This window comes from Lysinibacillus sp. GbtcB16, from assembly GCF_019091145.1.
GTDB classification, from domain to species: domain Bacteria; phylum Bacillota; class Bacilli; order Bacillales_A; family Planococcaceae; genus Lysinibacillus; species Lysinibacillus fusiformis.
The window spans coordinates 783,035-806,209 of record NZ_JAGXJV010000001.1 but is presented as its reverse complement, the minus strand read 5'-3'; the positions used below and the strand labels follow the sequence as shown (position 1 = coordinate 806,209).

At 32.9% G+C, this 23,175-nt stretch carries 14 protein-coding genes; 11 read left to right on the top strand and 3 right to left on the bottom strand.

Annotated features, from left to right (window positions below; genetic code table 11):
- Window positions 1-54 precede the first annotated feature (54 nt).
- The 11 genes from KVT27_RS03895 to KVT27_RS03845 all read left to right on the top strand — a co-directional run bounded on the left by KVT27_RS03895 (window position 55) and on the right by KVT27_RS03845 (window position 19,454).
- Entirely contained in the window at window positions 55-6,369 is a 6,315-nt protein-coding gene (locus KVT27_RS03895; RefSeq protein WP_217580769.1) for a peptidoglycan DD-metalloendopeptidase family protein, read from the top strand.
- Window positions 6,369-7,154, top strand: coding sequence for a distal tail protein Dit (locus KVT27_RS03890; protein ID WP_217580767.1), 786 nt, complete (start codon window positions 6,369-6,371; stop codon window positions 7,152-7,154). The genes KVT27_RS03895 and KVT27_RS03890 overlap by 1 nt, the downstream gene beginning before the upstream one ends.
- 13 nt (window positions 7,155-7,167) lie before the next feature.
- Complete coding sequence (locus tag KVT27_RS03885) at window positions 7,168-10,035, top strand: phage tail protein (RefSeq protein ID WP_217580765.1); 2,868 nt, start codon at window positions 7,168-7,170, stop codon at window positions 10,033-10,035.
- A gap of 11 nt (window positions 10,036-10,046) precedes the next feature.
- Window positions 10,047-10,493: a hypothetical protein gene (locus KVT27_RS03880; protein ID WP_217580763.1), complete on the top strand. Its 447-nt coding sequence runs from the start codon at window positions 10,047-10,049 to the stop codon at window positions 10,491-10,493.
- Window positions 10,494-10,514: 21 nt separating this feature from the next.
- A complete protein-coding gene (locus tag KVT27_RS03875) occupies window positions 10,515-13,250 on the top strand; it encodes a hypothetical protein (RefSeq protein ID WP_217580761.1) in 2,736 nt (911 codons plus the stop codon).
- Window positions 13,251-13,371: 121 nt separating this feature from the next.
- A complete protein-coding gene (locus KVT27_RS03870; protein ID WP_217580759.1) occupies window positions 13,372-14,052 on the top strand; it encodes a hypothetical protein in 681 nt (226 codons plus the stop codon).
- A gap of 384 nt (window positions 14,053-14,436) precedes the next feature.
- Window positions 14,437-17,418, top strand: a complete 2,982-nt coding sequence (locus KVT27_RS03865; RefSeq protein WP_217580757.1) for a hypothetical protein — start codon at window positions 14,437-14,439, stop codon at window positions 17,416-17,418.
- A gap of 159 nt (window positions 17,419-17,577) precedes the next feature.
- Complete coding sequence (locus tag KVT27_RS03860) at window positions 17,578-17,991, top strand: hypothetical protein (protein ID WP_217580755.1); 414 nt, start codon at window positions 17,578-17,580, stop codon at window positions 17,989-17,991.
- Between the two features lie 17 nt (window positions 17,992-18,008).
- The gene (locus KVT27_RS03855; RefSeq protein ID WP_217580753.1) at window positions 18,009-18,290 is read left to right on the top strand and encodes a phage holin; all 282 of its coding nucleotides are present in this window, start codon (window positions 18,009-18,011) and stop codon (window positions 18,288-18,290) included.
- On the top strand, window positions 18,290-18,973 hold the full coding sequence (locus KVT27_RS03850) for a M23 family metallopeptidase (protein ID WP_036124483.1): 684 nt from the start codon (window positions 18,290-18,292) through the stop codon (window positions 18,971-18,973). The genes KVT27_RS03855 and KVT27_RS03850 overlap by 1 nt, the downstream gene beginning before the upstream one ends.
- Window positions 18,974-19,082: 109 nt before the next feature.
- The gene (locus tag KVT27_RS03845) at window positions 19,083-19,454 is read left to right on the top strand and encodes a hypothetical protein (protein WP_008174304.1); all 372 of its coding nucleotides are present in this window, start codon (window positions 19,083-19,085) and stop codon (window positions 19,452-19,454) included.
- A gap of 90 nt (window positions 19,455-19,544) precedes the next feature.
- Here the strand turns inward: KVT27_RS03845 and KVT27_RS03840 are convergent, their stop codons facing one another.
- The 3 genes from KVT27_RS03840 to abc-f form a co-directional block, all read right to left on the bottom strand.
- On the bottom strand, window positions 19,545-20,279 hold the full coding sequence (locus tag KVT27_RS03840; protein ID WP_036124482.1) for a hypothetical protein: 735 nt from the start codon (window positions 20,277-20,279) through the stop codon (window positions 19,545-19,547).
- Window positions 20,280-20,588: 309 nt separating this feature from the next.
- On the bottom strand, window positions 20,589-21,380 hold the full coding sequence (locus KVT27_RS03835) for a GNAT family N-acetyltransferase (protein ID WP_217580751.1): 792 nt from the start codon (window positions 21,378-21,380) through the stop codon (window positions 20,589-20,591).
- Entirely contained in the window at window positions 21,373-23,175 is a 1,803-nt protein-coding gene (abc-f, locus tag KVT27_RS03830; protein WP_217580749.1) for a ribosomal protection-like ABC-F family protein, read from the bottom strand. Before abc-f ends, KVT27_RS03835 begins: the two co-directional genes overlap by 8 nt.

The following is a 23,175-nucleotide window of genomic DNA, read 5'->3' as shown; positions in this document are numbered from 1 at the left end:
TTAAATAACATAGTAGCTGATTTTTCATTTGATTTAATGAGGAGGGAATATTGATTGAGTACTGGTGGTGAACAAAAAAAACCCACAGAGTTTCTAGTGGCTCTAAAAATTAACGACAGGATCTCGAAACAAAATATTTCTACATACTTAAAAAAATTAAAGAACATCCCCAATCTATCGATCAATTTAGACGTTACAGGATCAAATACTCAAATATTTAATGAGTATGGAAAGCAAATTAAAGCTTTAGAACAGCAATTAGAAGCATTTCATTTAAAGCTGCAAAATGTGGGAACTGAATCATCCGCTCCCCTTTCTATTTTCGAAAATTTCAAGCAGGGAATTACTGATTCTTTAAAATCTATAGATACCCTTAATGAAATGTTTGATGATGTACATATAAATGTGAAAGAAATTTCTAAACAGCTGGCCAAAATTCCGACTGGCGATCTTCAATCTCTGCAAAATTTAGCGTCACAATTGAAAGTAGAAATGGAAACAATCTCTACAAGTCAATTTAAACTTTATGGAATCCAAGAAGCCCAGCAAAATTTACAGGCTTTAGAATCTAATTTATATAATATCTACGAACTCCAAAAAGCCTATACGAATACTACTGATTTTGAACAATTAGCATCACAAATCACCGATTTAAATACCCAACTGACCAACATCCAGCTTGGTGAAGGCTTAAACATAGCGGGCATTTCTGATATTTCAAACCAAATTGACAAGATGAGTCAGAGTATAGTGACATTTGGAAAGAACACGGCTGAAGCAGCTCAAAGTTCTACATCACTTACCTCTTCCGTTATTGATGGGATTGGCCTCGCCTCTACATTAAAAACACTTGGTGAAGATGTTTTAGGCACTGGTACAGCCTTTACTGGTCGAGCATTACTTGGATTCAATTTAGTTGGAATCGGTTTAAGTGCTGGCGGTTTTATTATCGATAAAATAATTGAAGATAGAGAGAAAACCAAACAAAAGATCGAAGATTTAAAAACTGAAGAACAAGAACTATTGAAATCTTATACTTCGAATGCCAGTAAAATTGATAGTCAGTTAGAAAAATATGCTCAATTAGAAAATGCTATGGCGTTAGGAAATACAGACCCTTCTGTTATGACTGAATACCAAGAAATTTCTAATAGACTTGGTGAGATATTACCTAACATCGTCGCTCAAGAGGACGAATTCGGGAATAAGATTATTGGTTCAGCTGATGCTTTGAGAGTGAAAATTGGACTCCTTAAAGAACAGCAAACTATTGAAGCAGAAATTGCTAATATAGCAGCCCAAGATAAGCGAAATGATGATATCGATACTCGGAAAAAGTCAATTTCTGACCTTGAGGACTCACACAATTCAAACATAGATTCAGCGGCAAGAATTCTTAGCCATCAAGCAAACAGCTCCTTCATTGTAGGGGAGGTTAAATTTTATGATGATAATTTTAAACCTCTCCTTAAATCTGCTGAAGATTTTGAAAAGAAAATTAAAGAAATAGATAATTTACAATCAAAAGCTGAAAAAGATGGTAACACAACTCTAGTAAATTATTATAAAGAATTAAGTACTATCGCAAAAGGTCAAATAGATATTATTATCAAATCTGATGCAGAATTAAAACGAGAAATATTAGCGCAAAAGAATGACTATATTACTAATATGGCTGATGTTATCAACGAGAATAATAGATTAACGGATAGTGTTAAAAACAATGCAGAAGGTTTTGCTGCCCAGCTAATTGCTTCCGCCGATGTAAACGACCTAGACAATTTACAGGATTCTTTAACATCATTATTTTCAAATGAAAAAGCCAGTTCCGTTATCAATGAAATAGTAGGTTTGTTCCAGAATATGGAGAATGCTACTTCTGAAACTTTTGAATCGATGGCAAATAAAACTAAAGATAATATGAACAGTATTTCTACTGATTTGTCCAAGCTTGGTTTAAGTGAAAAAGAAGTAAGTAGTATCATGGGTTCTTTAAAGCAACATTACGAAAATACTACTCAAAAACAAAAAGATTTATCTGTTGAAATGAAGGTTAACAATTTAACACTTGCTGAAGCAAAAGCAAAAGTAGAAGGCTACAAAGATGAAGTTGAGAAACTTACGACTACTCATGAAAAGCTAGCAGGAGTCTCACAAAAAAGAGTAAATGATACCTCTGACCTATTATTGGAATATCAGGCGTTAACTAACCAATTAAAAGATCATACTGAAGAAGAGATTCGTAATTTTAGTCAAAAAAGTAATTTAACTGCAGAGGAACAACGGCTTGTTGATGTATTGAATTCCCGTGACCTAGTGATGAATAATTTAAACACCCTTTACCCGTCTCTTATTGATCAAGATGGTAAAGCACTATCATTAAGTGCAGATAAAATTAAGGCGATTCAAGCAGAAAATCATGCAAATGAAACATTATTAAAAGCTTATAAGTTATCACGAGAAGGAAAATTAACTACTGAACAACAAATGACGGTGGATGCTGCTAAAGCCGCAAAAGATAGAATTGAAATTAAGAAAAGTGAAATCCAAGCTCTATTAACATCGAATTTATATTTACAACAATTTATCGACAATCAAAATAAAGGCGACAAAATGACTGATGCTGAAGGCCTTGCAGCGATGCGAGCTTCCATGGTAAAAGCTGCAAATGATATTAAAGTTGAAGATTTAACAAATGAGTTGAATGGCTATCAAAAACAATTAGATAGTAATATAACTTCAATTGATAAATTTATTGATGCTAAAGACTATTCCCAAAAAGCAAACAATAATGCCAACAAGTCAACAACGCAATCAATATACATAACCGATAAATACAAACAAAAACTTGAAGAGTTAAATCTCGGAATTGAAAAACAACAAAAATTGCTGTCTAAGCTTCCTGAACATTCTAGTGAGTATCGAAGAGCTTTAGAAACTCAAATTCAATTTGAAAAAGAAAAACTTCAAGTGATGCAACAGCAAGAGGCTTCTTTAAAAAATCAGATTGCCTCAGGAAAAATTCAACAAACAGGTAATATTACAAGCAAGTCCACCTCTTCTTCTCCATCTACTAATCTAAACGGTTGGTCTGGCAAAATCACTAGCGCATACGGAGGGCGTAAAGACCCAATTTCTGGCAAATCAGATAATCATTTAGGCATGGATATTTCAGGGTCTAAAGGAACCCGCTTAGATGCGAATGTTGCAGGCAAAATAATAGCTAGTGGGGATGCTATTAAAAATGGCTATGACGGCTCTTATGGAAATATCGTTGTTGTACAAGATGCAAACAATTTCAAACATCTTTATGCACATCTAGATAAAGCTATCGCTAAAATTGGTGATTACGTTGGTGCGGGAACGCAAATAGGTAATATTGGTGCTTCTGGTAGAGTGACAGGTCCACATTTACATTACGAAGTGAAGAATGCTAACGGACAACGCGTAGATCCAACAAGTTACTATACTGATGCAAAAAATGGAGCCCCATCTTCTACATCCTTTGCCGTTGACACGACACAACAAGCTATTGATCAAACAAAATCTGAATTAGTAAGTTTACAGCAACAGATTTTAAATCAAAAAGATTTAGTAGAAGACCTTGAGCGCGGCATAATTGATAGCTATCTTTCCTCTTTTGAAAACAAAAAGACAACGATTGATAACTTATTGGAAACTAGTGATAACAGATTAAGGAAACTCACTGTCACATCAGAATCCTATCGTAAAGAATTAGACAAACAAACAGCTGCTTTAAATGATAAAAAGAAAATTAACCAAAATGAAATTGCTTATCTGGAAGGCGTTATTAAGAGTGGCAGAGTCTCAAAGAAGGTCATTGATGAGTATACGCAACGTCTACATGAACTGAACAATGTCAATAGTGAGATAGATTTTGCCATTTGGGACGTAGGTACTAAAAAAGTTGAATCATACATGTCAAAGTATGAAGAACAACGTCAAATACAGGATAATGTTATTGCCTATGAAAAAGCGAAAATTGAAGAATTAGATACATCTTCTGCAAGATATGTAAAAACTCTTGTGAATATCAGTAATGCGATGAAGGAAAAACAAAATGCCAATCTTTATGAACTAACTCAATTAAAAAGTTTGGTAAATGGAAACAAACTTTTTGGCGATGCTTTACAATCTGCAAAAAAACGAATTGAAGAGCTAACGATTGGTATGAAAGAGTTACAAGTAGATATTCAAGATAGTGATTTTGATATTTTAATCAATATCAAAACCCAATCGGATGAGAAAATAAATGCTATAGAATCCGAAATAAATCGAGCTGAATTGATTCGTAAAATGTTTGATGAGGGTTCTGCTGATTATGTTAAATACACTAAAATTATACTAGAACAATATGAAAAAAAAGCTCAACAGCATTTAGTAACAAGAGATGCCTTGATGGAAGAATTAAAGCAACGTGATATTACTGCTGAACGTATCAAAGAAGTGAAAAAGCTATTAGAGGATGAACATTTGGCTTACCTGAACGCTACCCTCTCCATTAAGGATTACACAAAACAAATAGAAGAAGCTAATAAATCTCAACTTAAAAACATTGCTGATAACGTCATTAATGCCTATAAAGAATATATCCAAGAACGCAGAGATGAGCATATTAAGATGCTTGACGATGAAATTAAGCGTGAAAATGAAAGACATGAGAAGATCATGAAAAATCTTCAAGATGAAATGGATTTATTCCGTAAAAATATTGAAGATAAACTACGCTTAATTGACCGTCAAGAATCTGAGCGTGATTATAACATGCAGATTGGTGACATGGAAAAAGAGCGTGATAACTTACAAGCAAAATATAATCTCCTTCTGCTTGATAACTCAAATGAAGCTAAACAAAAACGGAAGCAATTACAAGAACAGCTGGATAAAATTGATAAAGACATTGCAGAAAAACGACACGACCGTGACATTGAACTCCAACAGCAGGGCTTAAATGACTTACTAGAGACTAAAGAAGAGGAAATAAACGGAAAAATAGAGCTTCAAGAGGCGGAGCATGAAAATTTAATCAACAAGATTAATCGGGAAACCGAATATTGGGAAAAACATTATAATGACTTGCTAAATGATGAGCGGAAATTTGCTCAAATAAGAGAAGCTATTTTATCAAAACATTTTGAAAATGTAGATGCTGATTTTAAAATGTATATTGAAAACATGATTAATACAATGCCTCTTTTAGAAGATACCTTGGATGGTACTATGCAATCTGTTGGAACATCAATTAGACAAAATGTAATTGATAATTTAAGAAATGCATTAGAACTTATTAATGAATTTAATAATAGTCAAATTTCAACAGATAACGGTTCACTCAATTTCAATCCTAATACAGAAAATGGGCTAGAAACATCAAAAGGTAGTCTATCTAATGGTGACTTACAAGTTCTATTAGGTAAATTTTTATATGATAAAGTTCTACCTAATGCTTCTGGGAGAGATAAAGATAGCGTTCGTAAAATAGCAGAAAAACTAGCAAAAGAGGGTCGAGATAATGATAGTACTCGTTTTTCGAAAGATGGTGCCAGTTTTGATGAATCTATGAAAATACTTACTCAAGCTGATAAAGACTCGTTGTACGACTATTTTAATAGCAATAAGGGTATTTTAGGAGACAAGTACAATAGTTTTATTGAACAGTTTATTAACAGTATTTCTGGCAATAAACATGAAGGTACCAACAACGGAAGCAACAATCAACCTTCCAGCTTATCTAAAGGTGATATGCAAGTTATGTTAGGTAAATTCATTTATGAAAAGCTCGTTCCCGAACCGTCCTTAAATGCCAACACTAGAACTGCCCTTAAAAGTAAAGCAGATTATGTTGCTATGCAAGGAAGAAATAATCGCTCAGATATTTCTGAAAATATGACTTTTGATTCTGTTAAAAATACATATACGTCAGCTCAAATTGATCAATTAAAATCATTCTTTAATTCCAATTTAAGTATTATCGATAATTCTACAACACGAGAATTAATGAAGAAAAAGATTGCTACTCTTGACACTGGCGGCTTCATGAATTGGACCGGTGAAGGTATTGATGGTAAAGGAGGAAAAGCCATTATTGCCCATCCTGATGAAATTATATTGAACAAAGCCGATACAAAAGGTCTATTTGATTCTATTAATATTATGGAAAAAGTTATGTCGAGTCTATCCCCTTTTCTATCTAAGTTTATTCCTCCTCAAAAAATATCTCCTATCGCAAATGAAGAAATTATTCATATTCAATTTGGTGATATTATAGGGGCTAATAAAGAACAGGCTGATACATTTGGTAAAACCATTGTTAATAGAATAAAACGAGAAAAAGGAGGTAGATTTTAATGCACCAATCCCTAAATTTCACATTTGACGGGGTGTCTAGTGAAGACATGGGTGTTGTAATGATTAATGAAGATGGTGGGCTTTATAAAGATATTTTTTTACCACAACGTTCCATCAGAGAGAAAAAGATAAACGGAAAAGATAGACCTTATTTTATGGGAGTGGAGAATAATCCGCTCTCTTTTTCTTTATCTTTTTTTATTGAACAATGGGAAGATAGAAATAATTTAAGAGAGATAACTAGATGGATGTTTACAGACTATTATAAACCATTAATTTTAGAATCTAACCCAAACCGTATTTTTTATGCCATTATCGAGGGCAACAGCAATCTTCTTCATAACGGATGTCAGAATGGTTATGTAACTTTAAATATCAGATGTGACTCACCATATAGCTACTCCCCTCTCATTAGACATGATTTGTCTGTACGAGACAAATATGAAGTGTATTTTTACAACGAGGGAGATATAACTATACGACCTCAACTAAAAATATCAAAAATTGGTGATGGAGATATATCTATCATTAATCAAAGTAATGGACAAGAATTCAAATTAACAAATCTATATAATAATGAAGTTATCCTAGTTAATTGTGAAAATGAAGAAATTTTTAGTAGTCTACAAAAATCGCATAATAGACATTTACATAACAATCATAATGATATTTGGTTAGATGTTGATAAAAACTCATCCGTAAGTTTTATTTTTAAAGGCAATTTTGACTGCGAATTTTACCTTGAATATAAATATTTAAATGAAGATAGACCATTATACTATTAAAGGAGATAAATAAATGAACATCCTGTCAGTGTATATTGATGATATCTTATCTAAAAAAGAGTTTACACCGAATATGTATCTTTGTAAGCCTGATAAAAGTCGAATTTTTAAATTAAAAGATATTTACGATTTAAAATTAAATCTAAAATTAGGGGCTATTAATGAGCTTTCCTTTTCTATACCTTCTCATATTGAAAGAAATCATTCCTTAATTGAAAATCCGCTTATTACTGAAATTAAGCTTTACTATTTAGTTGAATTTCAATTCAAAGGTTCAAAAGAATATTTTGTAGTAATGAATCAAGGCAAGTCGATGTCAAATGATGAAGAAACTATTTCATATAATTTGTTAAGCTCTGGATACCTTTTAAATAATAAGTTAATTAAACTATATGAAGTGACATCATACACATTAAGTCAATTAGTCTTTGATTTTTTAGAAGAGACTGATTGGGGAATTGATCATATTGATGTAGAGTTTGATGTTAATAATTCGAATTCGTTAAAGCGATCATACGAAACTGATAACTCAACTGTATTGCAATGTTTATTTGATGTAGCTCAAAAATTTAATGCTATTATTTTTTTTGACACAGTTAATCAAAAAGTTTCATTCTATCAACCAGAAAAAAATGGATTGAACAGAGGATGGAAATTAAAAAAGGGAAAATTTTTAGAGTCATATAATGTAGACATTAACATAGATGAAATTGTCACACGCATGTATTGCTATGGTAATGAAGGTCTTGAATTTCGTTCACTCTCCCCTACTGGTTCGAATTATTTAGAAGATTTTAGTTGGTATATATATCCTTTTGAATGTGATGATAATTACAATATTATCCAACAATCTGAATATATGAGTGATGCATTGTGTATTGCTTTATTAAAACACAATAAATTATTGAACCAAAATGCAAATAATTTTAAAGATTTATCAACTTCACTTTCGACTAAAAAAGCAGAATTGATTACATTAAATCAAGAGTTGAGTGTGTATGACACTGAACTGAAGATGCTTCATAATGAATTAGATATTATGAATGCTACTTATTTAGATGAAGCAATTTCTAAATCAGAGTGGCAAACAATTATTAATAAAATAAATAATAAGAATGTAGAAATTCATTCTAAAAAGAATCAAATTGACTCTAAAGAAAACGAAATAAAAAAAATAGAAACATCTATTGCAACTTTACACAATTTATTAGATGTAGAAAATAATTTTACAAAAAGTGAACTACTAGAATTAAATAAATACATAATATGCAAAGATTTTTCAGATGACACTATTGTTGAAGAACAAGATTTATTAGATGCTTCAACAAAGTATTTTAAAGTTGTTAATGAACCCGCTATCACAATGTCATTTAAAATCACAAATTTTTTAAATGACATGGAGTATGTAGGAGATAGAGATAAAATTAATTTAGGAGATACAGTTAAATTAATCTCAAATACCTTAGATATTAGTATATCCTCTAAAGTTATAGAAATTAGTTATGACTTTGATAATAATGATGTTTCGCTAATCATAGCTAATGATAAAGATTTACAAGATGACAATTCAAAATTGGTTAATATGATTTATTCATCTCACAATACCTCCACTACTGTTAATATGAATAAATACAAACTTGATTTAGCTGTAAATGCAAATAATCTAGTTACTCATATGATTAATTCTAATTTTGACACTGCTAGAAATGTACTACTTGGTGGTACGGCAAATTCAAATACAATGACTGAACGTGGATTTTATAGTAAGGATTTACAAGATGAGAAAGCTTTTCTTGTAATTAATAACGGTATACTAGCTATAACAAAAGATGCAGGTAATTCTGTAGAAGTTGCCATTAATAAAAATGGCGTATTTGCCAATAGGCTGTACGGTAGAATGATATTAGGCAATAAGTTAGTAATTGAAAGCGATAATGGCCTTTTTACTATTGATGGAACTACCCAGACTGTATATGATGCCAACGGAGTGAAAAAGATCGAATTAGGAAAATATCAAGATCCTGACTCCCCTTCTCAATACAAATATGGGCTAAGAATTTATGATGGTGCTTTCGATATTAGGACTACAGACAATCCTAGCCGTGGTGTACAGATTGATGGAAAAGGTATTCGTACATTTAATAGTAATGGCGTAAGAACATTTAATGTTGAAGCAGCTACTGGATTAGTAGAAATTATAGGAAGCTTATCTATCCGAACATCCACTAGTACAAATAGAGGTGTAGTAATAGATGGTACTGGCATCAAAGGTTATAATGCTTCTGGAGGTTTAACATTCGAAATAAGTAATAATGGTGATGCCTGGTTTGCAGGACGTTTAGAATGGGCTACTGGAAATATTAAGAATGTTGGCGGTACGTTTTCTGGTGATTTAGTAGCAGCAGGTGGTACCTTTACTGGCACATTAAATGGGGTAGATGGGGTATTTACTGGGAGTTTGTCTGCGGCTTCTGGTACATTTCAAGGTTTAGTCACAGGATCATTAAGCGCTGAAACTATGAAAGCTATCAATATTGATACTGACCAAATAACATCTGGATTTATAAGGGCTAATAAAATACAAGTGGATTCTTTAAGCTCTTTATCCTCAAATTTAGGAAATGTAACATCAGGAAGTATTGACATAGATACTGATTTAAAAGTAGGCAATAATATCTATTTAGGTGAAAAATATTATGGTGCAGAAAAACAAATTATTTTTAATAATACAGCTAGAATAGTTTCTACAGGATGGTCTATGAATATATCTGCTCCAGAAGTATATATAGGGTCTGCTGTAACAATAGGTAGTAGCGGATACACAACTAGATTTTTTGGTCATGTAGATTTTAGTGGAGCTACTGTGAGTGGACTATACTAAGGAGGATACATATGAATATCAAAATACGAAATTATGAAATAAACTTTTTTGCTGATTTCTTACATGGAGTGAAAATACAAGGTACCAAGCTTTCTAGAATGAGGACAAGAATTGTTAGAGATCTCGGTACTTATCTTTCAGAAAAGCTAATGCCAGAATTGCAGATTATTATAAATAAATATGCAGAATTGGACGCTAGCGGTAACCCAATTATGACAGATAAAGGTGCTATTAAATGGAAACCAAAATTCTTCGATAAAGCTATGGAAGATATGTCAACATTAGATGAAGAGTTTTATTATCTGGAATGTTCAGAATATATGAAGGATGCAATTATTTCTATCGGAGAATTTATTCTTCATAATGACGAAATAGAATTAGAGGGAAATGCAGCGACATTCTTTGATAATTGGTGTATAGAATTTGAAAAAGCCATTGATTACTATGCAAAGAAATAAAATCAGAAGAGGAGTGATTTAGTGTTTAGTAATAGTTGGATTGTTAAAGCTGACATAAAATTTAAATATTACTCATCAGTACCAACGTTCAGAAGAAAAGACACTGCTATTATCAATTTCCTTATATATGATAATAAAAAAACATATGATATATCTTCATTTTCTAAAGGTGAAGTCACTATCACCTTCCCTCAAGGCGGTTACATAAAACGGCCTTGTCAAAAAGTCAATATAAATGGCGTAGATTATATTCAATATATATTCAATAAGGACGAAATAGTTGAACTTGGAGTATATAAAGTTATTTTATCATTCGAAGATAATACAGGAAGAGTTTCTTTGCAAGAAATTTTAGTAGGCTTCTTTGATACTATAGGAACTTCTGAGTTAGCATACATAGAACTCATACAGGACTTACAAAATCAGTCGGATTATCTCGAAAGCATAGTTAACGACATTATTCAAAAAAATAAAAAAGGCGTTGCTAACGGAATAGCTAAGTTGGACGCTGATGGCAAAATAGACATATCTCATATGCCTTCATTTTTAGAAAATCATACGAAGGATAGTGTTTTTAAGAACTGGGTACACGGTTTATATATTGATGAAAACTTCGTTGCTAAATATAGAACTAAAGATGGCGGTGAAGAATACGTTGGTCATCCAGACTTTAGTGATAGTTTACGTCTTACTGTTACTGTTTCTAATGGAATGGCAAACCTTATATTCACAGGAAAAGGTTCTGCTGTAATTAAGAAATATATCTTTGGAGATAAAACTCTACAAGAAGTGAAAGTAAGTGGTTCGTTATTTACCGCAAATAATTTTCCAGTAGACACGGTTGGAAATTGGTCTATCTACTACAAAGATGAAAATGATAAAGAATATATCTATAAATTCCTTGTCGAGGTAGAAGATTTAAAAACTCCGTCTATTACAATTTCTGTGTCAGAGGGAGAAGTCACAGTTACAGATGATAGTACATATGTATTAGAAATTCAAAAATGGGATACAGGAATTCGAGATGTGGCATATTTCCAAACAAATGGTAATGTATTTATAGATACTTTTAGTGTAGATACTATAGGCACATACAGTATATATCGAAAATATACAAACGGGCTTGAAATCGTTAAAGTATTTGAAGCTAAGGCAAGTGATTTAATTACTGTTCCACCAAGCATTACATTATTATTAACTCCTAATAATCAAACTTGGACAAATACCGATAAAACTGCAAATGTTACAATTACAGAGAAGACTACTATTATAGATAAAAGATACTATTATTCAACTACTGATAATATTACTATAGCTAATTTTAGAAACGATAGTAACTTTGGTACGGTTATGTCTGCCAATATTCAAAATATAGTAATTAGTAATAATGGTTATCTCTATGTATATGCGAAAAATAAGGGTAATTTAGATGTTATTCAACAAATTAGTATCACTTCTATTGATAAGGTTTCTCCTACTGCTACATCTTCACAAACACAATCTAATGGAATAGTGATAATTACAGTAAACTCCACAGATGATGATTCTGGAGTTGATAGAATTATCAAGCCAGATAACAGTGAAGCTTCTGGTGCAACAACTACTTATTCTGTGAAAGCAAATGGGGATTATAATTTTAGTGTATATGACAAAGCAGGGAATAGTTTCGTATTAAAAGTTACTGTTAATAGTATCATTATGACTCCTCCTGTTATTACTTTAGCCCCTTCAACTATTACTTGGACAAATCAAAATGTAACAGTAAACATAAGTGCAACATCTCAAAACGGTATTTCTGTAACAAAATGGGCTAGTGGTAATCAATCATTATCTTACTTTAATACAGCAGGTACTAATGTTACTGTTGGATACTTTATGGCTTCAACAAATGGAATTTATACTGTTTACGTTAAAGACAATATTGGCAATGATTCCGTAAAAACAATTACTATTTCAAATATTGATAAAACTGCACCCACTCTTAGCATTACTAGAACGACTACATCAACACAAGTAACTTTCAATGTAACAGCGTCTGATAGTGAATCTGGGGTTAATAGAATTGTTAAACCTGATCGTAGTGTGGTTAATTCTTCATCAACAACTTTCACAGCAATAACAAATGGAAATTATATATTTGAAGCTTATGACACCTTAGGAAATAGAGGTACAAAAACTGAATCAGTTACTACTCTTACCACTAAGCGATTAGATGACATGTCTAAAGGGAGTATTATTAAATTCGCAGGAAAATCATGGATATTAATAGTTCCATATGAAGGTTTATTATGGATGAATGAAGAATTAGCGTATAGAAATTATAATGATACTAGAAATGTCGCTAAATTTAATCCGAGTAATCCAGAAAATATTGCTTATTATCTAAACACAACCTACTATAATACATTTTCCACAAAAGAAAAAGACACAATTAGATCTTCAACTTGGAACGTTGGTGCCAATAATAATGAAAGTTCTGAAACAGTTAATGCTAATATAGGATTAATTAACGTTTCACAGTGGAAATATTACAGCAAAGGACATTCTAGTTCAGGATTTTTAGAATTTCCAGTTGGTCCTAACAGCATAATGACACCAACTCAAGAAGCATATTCTGGGAGAAATGGAGTTATGAGTATAACAGGAAATACTTCATTTAGTATAGGAGACACCGACTATCCAAGAGGTGTAAGACCAATGGTACGTTTATATTCTTCTACACTTGTGTCAGCAAATAATGAAATAATCTTATATTAATATTGTTCACACACTCCAATTTATTAATAAAATTATTGCTTAATAAATTGGAGTGTTATATATGTTTACTTATTCATTCAACTTTAGATAAATAAAGCAGAATAAGTTAGGAGGTAATTAATTGTTTAAGAATGAATATTTAATAGATCTCGACTTAAAATACGTTCCCAGCTTTTCCCCTCCTGTTTTTAGGCGTGGGGATACAGCAATACTAAAATTTAGAATACATGATAATGGTATAGCTTTCGACACTTCTCAATTTGACAAAGCAGAAGTAACAATAGAGATGCCTAGTAAAGTTAAACTAATTGATTTTGCAAAAAAGGAAAAAATAAACGGTGTAAATTGGATTGTTTTTCAATTTTCCCAAATACATATGATTGAGGTTGGTATTTATACAATATATCTAACTTTAATAAAAGACACTGATAGGGTCTCCCCTACTCCTATAAAAGTTAGATTTTATGATAATTTATCTCAAGAGGATTTAAGTTTCATTTCAATCATAGATGACCTAAATAAAGAAATTGAGGCATTTCAGTTAAAATTAACGCAAGGTATTAATCTTAGTGAGTTTGGTGCTCTAAATGGCATAGCATCTTTAGATAGTAATAAAAAAATTGTAGAAAGTCAGACACCTGACTTCCTGAAAAATCACTTAGCTGCTTATGCTAGAAGTGAAGAGGGTGTTCATGACATTAGAATCACACCTAATGGCGTAGCTATGGTTAAAGATACAGATGGCGCTTGGAATAATGTCATATTCTCTGATAAGCCAATTGGAGAAGGTACTCCCCTCTAGCACTCCTTCTAGCATTATCATTGAAGATGGAACAGTAATAATTAGATACCCAAAGGAAAGAATCCGATTTACAGAAGTAGAATTATTTTGAGAGACAAATACTGAATAAGGATACTTGTTTCATCTTCGATGGTTTCCAAGTTACAGATGTTGGAACTTACACAATCAATCTACAATAAATGAGGTCCCAGATCATGTATTCGTGAGACCTCAACATATTTTTATCTACGTCTCACACCCAGGAATCATTAATAGTTACTGCAACTAATTCTACATTAAAAACCATGTTAGAACAAAGATTACCAACAAATAGATATACATATAGTGATTTTTAAAAGAGGGGCATCTCCCCTCTTTTTTTATATAAAAGAAAGGAGATTTAATATGACCCAAGAAGTTAAGCTTAATTTGGATATAGACGGTAAAGTTAAAATTAGCGATTATTCTTTTGCGCAATCAGAGAGGGCTTCATATCTTTTTAGATTAATTAAGAATAACTATCCATTAGACATGAGCCTTTTTAATAGTTTAACTATAGTATTTAGAAATAGCGGGAATACCTCTCAAGTATTTACTACGACGGTCACTAACAGCAATATAGTAACAGTCAATAACGAGAAATTGGTAAGAGTACAATTACCAGATGAACTGTTAAAGGTAGACACTATTTTTAGCGCTTCACCAACTATTAAGATTACCAATTCAAACAAGACTCTGCCTGCATTTTCTTTAGTTGTCTACAAAAAAGATTCGGCAGAGATGAATTATGTAAGACAAGTAATAGGTCAGCTTAATGAAGCTTATGGATTGTATAGTAATCTGATTAAGAAAGATATATTAGATACTGCTAATGGAGTAGCTATAACAGATTCTAACAATAAAATTTTAGAAGAATACCTTCCGCCTTCATATAACACTCATATTAACACAAATATAGCTACAGAAATGGTACATGGTTTAGGATTGAATTCTGATGGTAAGATGATATACTACGACCCAGCAGATACTAAGTACAAATTAGTGCAAAACCAATTCAATCCTAATTCACCTACTATACCACCTCTCATCACAGTAATAGATAATGTAGTTACTGTTAACCATGATCCCACAACATTACTATCCTTGCAAAAGTGGGAATATAATGAAATCAATAATATTGAATACTTTCAAAATTACGGTAATTTGTTGGATACTAAAACATTTCTTATAGATAAAGCAGGAAGACATACATTGTATTATAAGATAAGTGATGGTAATGAGTATTTGGTTTATTTTAATATTACTCAAGATATGCCTCAAACACATATACCGGATATTCAAGTATTTGACGGATTGTTAACAATAGAGTTTGAATCTCCTATACCAATGAATATTATTAAGATAGCAGCTGGAGTAAAGGATAAGTCCTATTTCGATGAAAATGGATTTGTAATTATTGATGGGCGTTATCCAATCACTTCAATAGGAAAGTATACTATTTACTGGAAGGAAGATAATGGCCATGATTATATTACTACTATAGATGTTAGTCAAGGGCAGATCCATCCTCATACCCCACCGACTATTTCTGTCAAAGGAGTATTTACTGTTAATGTTGAATACACCTCAGAAGTCGAGGCGCTAGTGTCTTTGAAGAAATGGGAGGAAGGCGATAGAGATACTGATTGGTTTAATGAAAACGGTCATATTCTAAAGGAAAATATATTCTTTGTTAATAATTCTGGCATCAATACTTATTATTATAAATATAGAAATAGGGATTTTGTTACTAACTTCTTCATTGTCCTACCCCCAGATGTTTCCACGAAATTTGGAGTAACAAAGGTAGTATTTGATAGTACTCAAAATGACTCAGATTTTGTTATTAAAAAGTGGGATGTCGGTGCAAGAAATATAGAGTATTTTAGAACTGAAGGTAATTCTTTCACAGGAAGTGAGTTCAATGTGACAGAAGTAGGGGAACATACATTATATGTAAAAGATATTTTTGGGGGCGAACATATCTTTACTTTTTTCACAACCCAAAATAACTTAGAAACTCCTATAATTAACATTTCGATTCTAGACGGTTTAGCTACTGTTACGTATAGTCCAGATTACTATAATGCTACTTTTAAAAAATGGGATGTAGGCAGGAAAAACATTGAGTGGTTTGACGAGAATGGAATTGTTATAACAGGCGATTCTTTCACTGTAACAGAAGTAGGGGAACATACATTATATTATGTTTTAGAAGATGTATACCCGTTTGAATATGTTTTTAATGTGAATTCAAACCAAATATCAAATGAAGTAGCAATTCCTTTTGATATTTGGGGAATGGATAAAAGATTTATCTTTGAATGGAACTTTGATGATGAAATGCCTGAGATCGCAAGAATTTTAAAAGGGATTAAAACAATATCAGATTTCAATAATGGAAGTTTAGGAACCGATGTTCAATTATTGGATTCAACCACTAGAACTGTTTATATACCTAACTCTATAATCGATGAAGATTATACATTGTTTATAAAAATGTCAGATGGAGCCGAAGGAGTTAAAGTATTTAAAACAACCGTTGACATGATTGAACCACCATCTAAACCGTTGTTGACGATAGACGGAAATACAGGTTTGATAAACATATATGATGTAGCTAAAGAAGATAAGGTGATTGACAATAGATGGACAAGAGGCATCAATACTGTTAATTGGTTTGAAATGGGCAACGGTGACAAATTAAATGGTGATTCTTTTATAGTCGATAGCAATGGTAATATTACTTTATATTATAAATATAAAACCAAAGCATATACTTTTACATATGAAATTACTGGTGTTCTTTCTATTATAGACTACTGTTCAACTGGGGATAAATTATCTTTACCTGATGGCTCTGAGTATATTTTATTGTCTGACAGGTACGTTATAAGAAGGGAAAGCATTGGTATAAGGGCGTTTGATACCGGTGCAGGTTCACAATTTAATCCTCAAATTACTACAAATATTGCTTACTGGTTAAATAATACTTTCTACAATACGATGATGACACAAGCAGAAAGAGATGCTGTAGAAGAAAATGTATCTTGGAACCTAGAAAGAACAAGTTCTGCACCATCAGTAATATTAAATACAACAATTAGTCTTCCTACCCAACAGTTAATGGATAAAAATAATGCAAAGAGCTATATGAATAGCAATGCTATATGGAACTCTGGAGCTACTAGAGCTTGGGCTGCCAGTAAGTCTTATAGCGACAACAGGCCAGCAACTTATTTCGGAAAGACTGGAAGTAGTACTACTTCTATCAAAGATACTTCAAATCAGTATAATATATTCCCAGTAATGAGGTTTAAATCAGGAACCAGAGTGCAATTGCAGTAAGAGGATAATAGTATATAGAGCTACATAGATATACAAGAAATTACATAGAGAAAAAAGTTTATAAATTACATAATTTATAAAAACCAGAAATTTTAATTAGAGTAGTGTGAGTTAATTCTCCCCTACTCTTTTATTATTTTAATAAAGGTTGGTGATACATTGGAAAATGAAAAAATTGGTGAACGATTAGCAAGTATAGAAACAGAGTTAAAAAATCAAGGTAATAAACTCACTAACTTAGAAAAGGATAAAGAGTTACTTTACCGCTTAACAATTGTATCTGAACAACAGCAAGAAATGAATAAACATCAACAAATACAATTAAATAAAATGGATAAAACTTTTAATAACATAAATTTAAACCTAACTAAATTGAATTTGTCTCAGGATGAATTACAAAATAATGTAAAAAATATTAGAAACCGTGTTGATGGAATTGAGGAAGATTTAAAAACTGAAACAAGCAAGGGAACAATTTCCTTCAATGAAATTTTATATAAATATCTTATTTGGTGGATCTTACTGCCAACAGTAGTTATTAGCGCTTGGATATTATTTAAATTAGGTCTCTAAGAAAGGATTTGATCTTTATGAAAATCAATTGGAAAGTTCGCATCCATAATCCTCAATTTTGGATTACAGTCGGATTATCTATTATCACCCCCCTATTTGCCTACTACGGGATTACAGGAGCCGATTTAACCACCTGGTCTAGTATAAGGACCTTACTCGTCAATGCCGCTTCAAATCCATATGTAATCACCTTAATGGCTGTAAGTACATATAATGCCATTTTAGATCCCACTACCGCTAACCTAAGTGATTCATCACGGGCTTTAAGATATAAAAAACCGAAACGAGATGATCTATAATGCTAGATTTTATTTGTCCGGTTAAAAATGCAAGGTTAACGAGTAAATTTGGATGGAGAAATATCGGATATGGCAATGAGTGGCATCAAGGTGTCGATCTTGCTTCAACAGGAAAAGTTCCCATTTTTGCTAGTGCTGCTGGAGTAATTAGTCGCGCCCAGGTGTTAAGTAGCTATGGGAAAGTAGTAATGATTAAACATATCGTTAATGGTAAAGCCTATGAAACGAATTATGCACATTTAGACTCTTATTGTGTTCGTGTTGGTCAAACTGTGAAGCAAGGCCAACAAATTGGCATTATGGGGAACAGTGGTAGAGCATTCGGTATCCATCTACATTTTGAAATACATAACGGAAAATGGGCAATTGGTCAGCCAAATGCAATTGATCCTATGACATATATTTCTCTAGCAAACGAAGCTAATACTATTATTAATAACAAAGGAGAGCTGACGATGTCACAATATACAGAGTTACTTACTAAAATTAACGAACTGGAGGAAGCTTTAAAGACGAAACAGGCTATTATTCCAACTCGGAAACCCGCTAAAATACATCATTCTGCTTGGGAATGGTTAAAAAATAAAGGTATAACAGATGGCTCTAATCCTCAAAATTTCTTAACGCGCGAGCAATTTGCCACAATGCTTAAAAGATATAATGATTCATTCAGTAAAAATTAATTTTTTCATACCTTATACATAAAATTCTCTTCCATATAACATAAATTCATTCCCATCTAATAGAACCATGTTACAATAGAATGGATTCTGGCAACTAAGGAGATATAGCATGAAGCTCTCAACGATCTTAAATTTCTTTATTCTAGTATTTTTCACATTATTATTTGTAAATGATTTCTTCCCTGACACAACGATTGCATCGATCTTGACTAAAAAGATAATTCTTCTCATATTAGTCGTGCTAGTGATCATACAGCTAGCCTTAGATAAAGGTCAATATAAAAAGATGTCTAAGAAGGCCTATGTTGGTTTGACTCTGTATACAGTTGGATTATGGATTGTACTAACATTGCTTGGTGGTCAGTCACAAATTGGTTTATCGTTTACTAGCCCACTGTTCTATATCATTATTGTATTGCTTGGGCTGGATTTATTACGTATTTCGCGCCAATCTAAACGCGATCAGCCTGAGAAAAAATAAAGAGTGCGCTCATTGGCCTACTCTTTATTATCTGACTATACTATAAAAAGCATGTCACCGACTGAAATTTCAATCGGTAGACATGCTTTTTTAAGATTCTAGTACATTTAAAATCTCATCCAATTCATGAACGGCTAAATCTAGGCGTTCCTTTGCCTCGATATTTTGTTGTTTTAAATGATTAAACTCTAATAAATTGTTTTCATGTTTTAATTTGATAGAAGATAAGCGTTCAATGCGGGTTTCTACCTTTTCTATTGCTTGCTCACAGACTGTTGTCCAGAGCTTCTCTGAATGTTGCATTTCTGTAGTTGATGGGTTGTGCTGACGCATAATGCGTGTGTAAATAACTTCTATTTGTTCGATTAATTCTGAATAAAAATGGCGCTCTACACGAGTAGTTTGGAATGTTGGATGCTCTACCTCTTTTGCATATGGTGTAATTTGACGTAGGAGCTTTCCAGCATTTTCTCCAAAGGCATGCGATAAATTTAAAACATTCATTAGTTGCAGCAATAAACGGATTTCTTCTAGATTAATCAGCTGTGAATCAATGCTTTCCTTTAATTTTAAGGATTCCATATAGCGACGATCAAAATGCTCTATTTCGCCGTTGCGTTGCTCTACTAAATGTTCACTTGCATTGTCTTTTAAGCTTTTAATATAACGAATTGCATGGTTTTTTAGCTCTTCCGGTGACAGCAAGTTGTCATTATCTTGTTGTGGTTTTTCTCGTTGAACATAAGCAAATGCATCCATTTTTTTGGGCCATTTTGCTGCTGAAGTTTCTTTTGAGACATTATAGCGTATATAAATTCCGTGCATTCCATATCCTCCAAGTCCATATACAAGTATCTCTAAAGACAATAAATCGAATACGGTATTTTTTCAAGTAAAAAACTTATAATCAATGAAAATTCCTCTTTTATAAGAATAAATCAAAATTCCTGAATAGTCGATACTATTCAGGAATTTTACTAACTATTACCTTCTAAAAATTTTATCCTTTAACCAGTTTAGTACGTGGACGATTTGAAATATACTCCACCAGTAAAATAAGAACAACAAGCCCTAATAAGATGGCCCCTACCTCTGACCATTTGTACGAATTCATAGCGAAAATTATATGTTAGATTAAGAGTTTTGTCGTATATCTTGAATACTTTTACCTTCTGTAAATGCATGAATGGAGGCAATGGATCCAACCGATTTAAAGTTAGACCTATCATAGACTTTAGCAACTTGATCGTTAATTGGCCATATCCAAAGCTGCTCAAGCTTCTGATTCACTGACTGCTGCTGGATATGCTGCAACATATAGCCGATTAAACCACGACCTCGATGGCTTTCAATGGTTGCTACACTCTCAATCCTTCCTTGATTTTCTGACACAAATATACTAGCAGAGCAGCATGGCTCCCCATCAAGTTTTAATAAATAGTACGTAAAGCTTGGCGAATAATACGCTTGCTCAAAGGCCATTTTAATTAATTCAGGATCTCCAAAAGCAGAAATGCTCATTTCCACTGCCAAGGCTTCGTTCATATTTGCATCTGTTACCCGTTCAATTTGGATCGTTGGAAGTGGTGAGAGTTGACGAAACTCACCATTCCAGCACTGAATTTCATTGACGAACTGCTCATATTGAAAGCCATGCATCTCTAAAGCCTCTATACACGCTTGATTATCCTCAAGATTATATAAATACAGCCGTGGGATAAGCGACTGAGATTGATAGAACGTTTTTATATCTTCTAAAAACTGAGCAGGTTTTTCGATCTTTCGCCAAACATGTGCATGATTAGCATCATAATAAGTCGGGATTGCTTTATTATAGAATAAAACGCCTTCTTTACATGGCTCCATTTCACTAAAACTCTTTACATAATCTATATCAAGCTGCATAATGCGTTCTAAATTAAGCATGTTCCGTTCCCTCTTCCATCCATTTTTCATATAATTCCTCTATTTGCTGTTTGAGCTTTTGCCGTTGCTCTTTAGCAAGTGAAGGTTCCTCTAGTTTTGCCTCTAGTTTTTCAATTTGTTGCTCAAGCGATAGCTCTTTTTTGACAGATTGTATTTTAGGCGCCACTTCATTTTCAACTACTATTTTCTTCGAGAGTTCCTCAAGTTTTTGTCTAGCCCACTCATAGTCTCCTTCAAAAACATGAATAGTTTGATCCTTCAGCCATGCTGTTTTTGTAAATATTTTTTGTAAGAAGTAGCGGTCATGAGACACACCAATAATGGTTCCCTCAAAGGTTTCTAACGTATCCTCCAATACCTCTCTTGCTTCAATATCTAAATGGTTCGTGGGTTCATCCAAAATGAGCACATTAATATCCTCATGCATTAATTGAGCTAACCGAAGGCGCATTTTTTCTCCACCGCTTAAATTCTTCACTTTTTTAAAGACATCATAGCCATAGAACAAAAATCGCGCGAGAATATGGCGTGCTTCGGCCTCAGACACCGCTACATTTTCACGAAACGCATCAATTAATCGGATAGCTGGATTTTTATGTTCCAGTTGCTGTGATAGATAACCAATTTTCACATTACTACCTACATGGCAAACACCGCGATTAGGAACGATTTCCCCTAACATCATTTTTAATAACGTTGATTTACCACTACCGTTGTTCCCAACAATCGCTAGTCTTTCTCCAAAGTAGACAGCTAGGTTACTGTCTATCAATAAAGGCTTCTCATAGCCGTGGTAAATGTCTTGTAATTGCACTACCTCTTTGCCGCTGCGTTCAGCCATCGTTAAAGCGAGATTCATTTTCTTTTTTGATATAGGCTTCTTCACCCGTTCGATACGTGCTAATGCTTTTTCCATACTTTTCGCACGTCTATGCATAGAAGCGTTTGGTGGATTTGCTTCATTAGCCCATTGTTTTAATCGTTTAATCGTTTCTTGCATTTTCTTAATTTTCTTCTGCTGCTCTTCATAATCAGCAAATTGCTGTTCAATCTTTGCCTCTTTTTGCGCTATAAAAGCATCGTAATTACCTGTATACGTAAAGGCCTCTCCATCTTCAATTTCAATGACTTTATGTGCAATCTGATTCATAAAATGACGGTCATGAGAGACGACAATGACAATTCCCTCAAAGCTGCGTACGTAATTTTCAAGCCATTCGATTGCCTGCATATCAAGATGGTTCGTTGGTTCATCTAACAATAAAATAGCTGGCTGGCTTAATAAAATTTGCCCGAGCATTACTTTCGTCTTCTCTCCACCACTTAAACTACTAAATGGCTGTGCCAACATTTCCAGAATGCCTAGCCCATTTGCAATCATCGCTAATTGGGCCTCCACCTCATAGCCCCCCTGTAGCATGAACTGCTCCTGTACTTGCCCATATTGCCATAAAATTTTATCCGTTACGTTTGACTGCATCTCTTGCTCAAGTATTGTCATTCTAGCCCTTAATGCATAAATATCAGCAAATGCCTCTTCTAGCACTTTCTTTACTGAATGACCTGGATAATTTGGTATTTGATGTAAATAACCGACTGTGGCATCTTTACTTTTTATGATACGTCCCCGATCGGGAAAATCTACACCCGATAGAAGCTGCAATAAAGTAGTCTTACCACTACCATTTACCCCAACTATAGCAACATGCTCCCCACTATTTACCTCCAGTTGTAAATTCTCAAATAATATATTGCCACCCATAATTTTTTGTATTTGCTCAGCTTTCATTTGCAT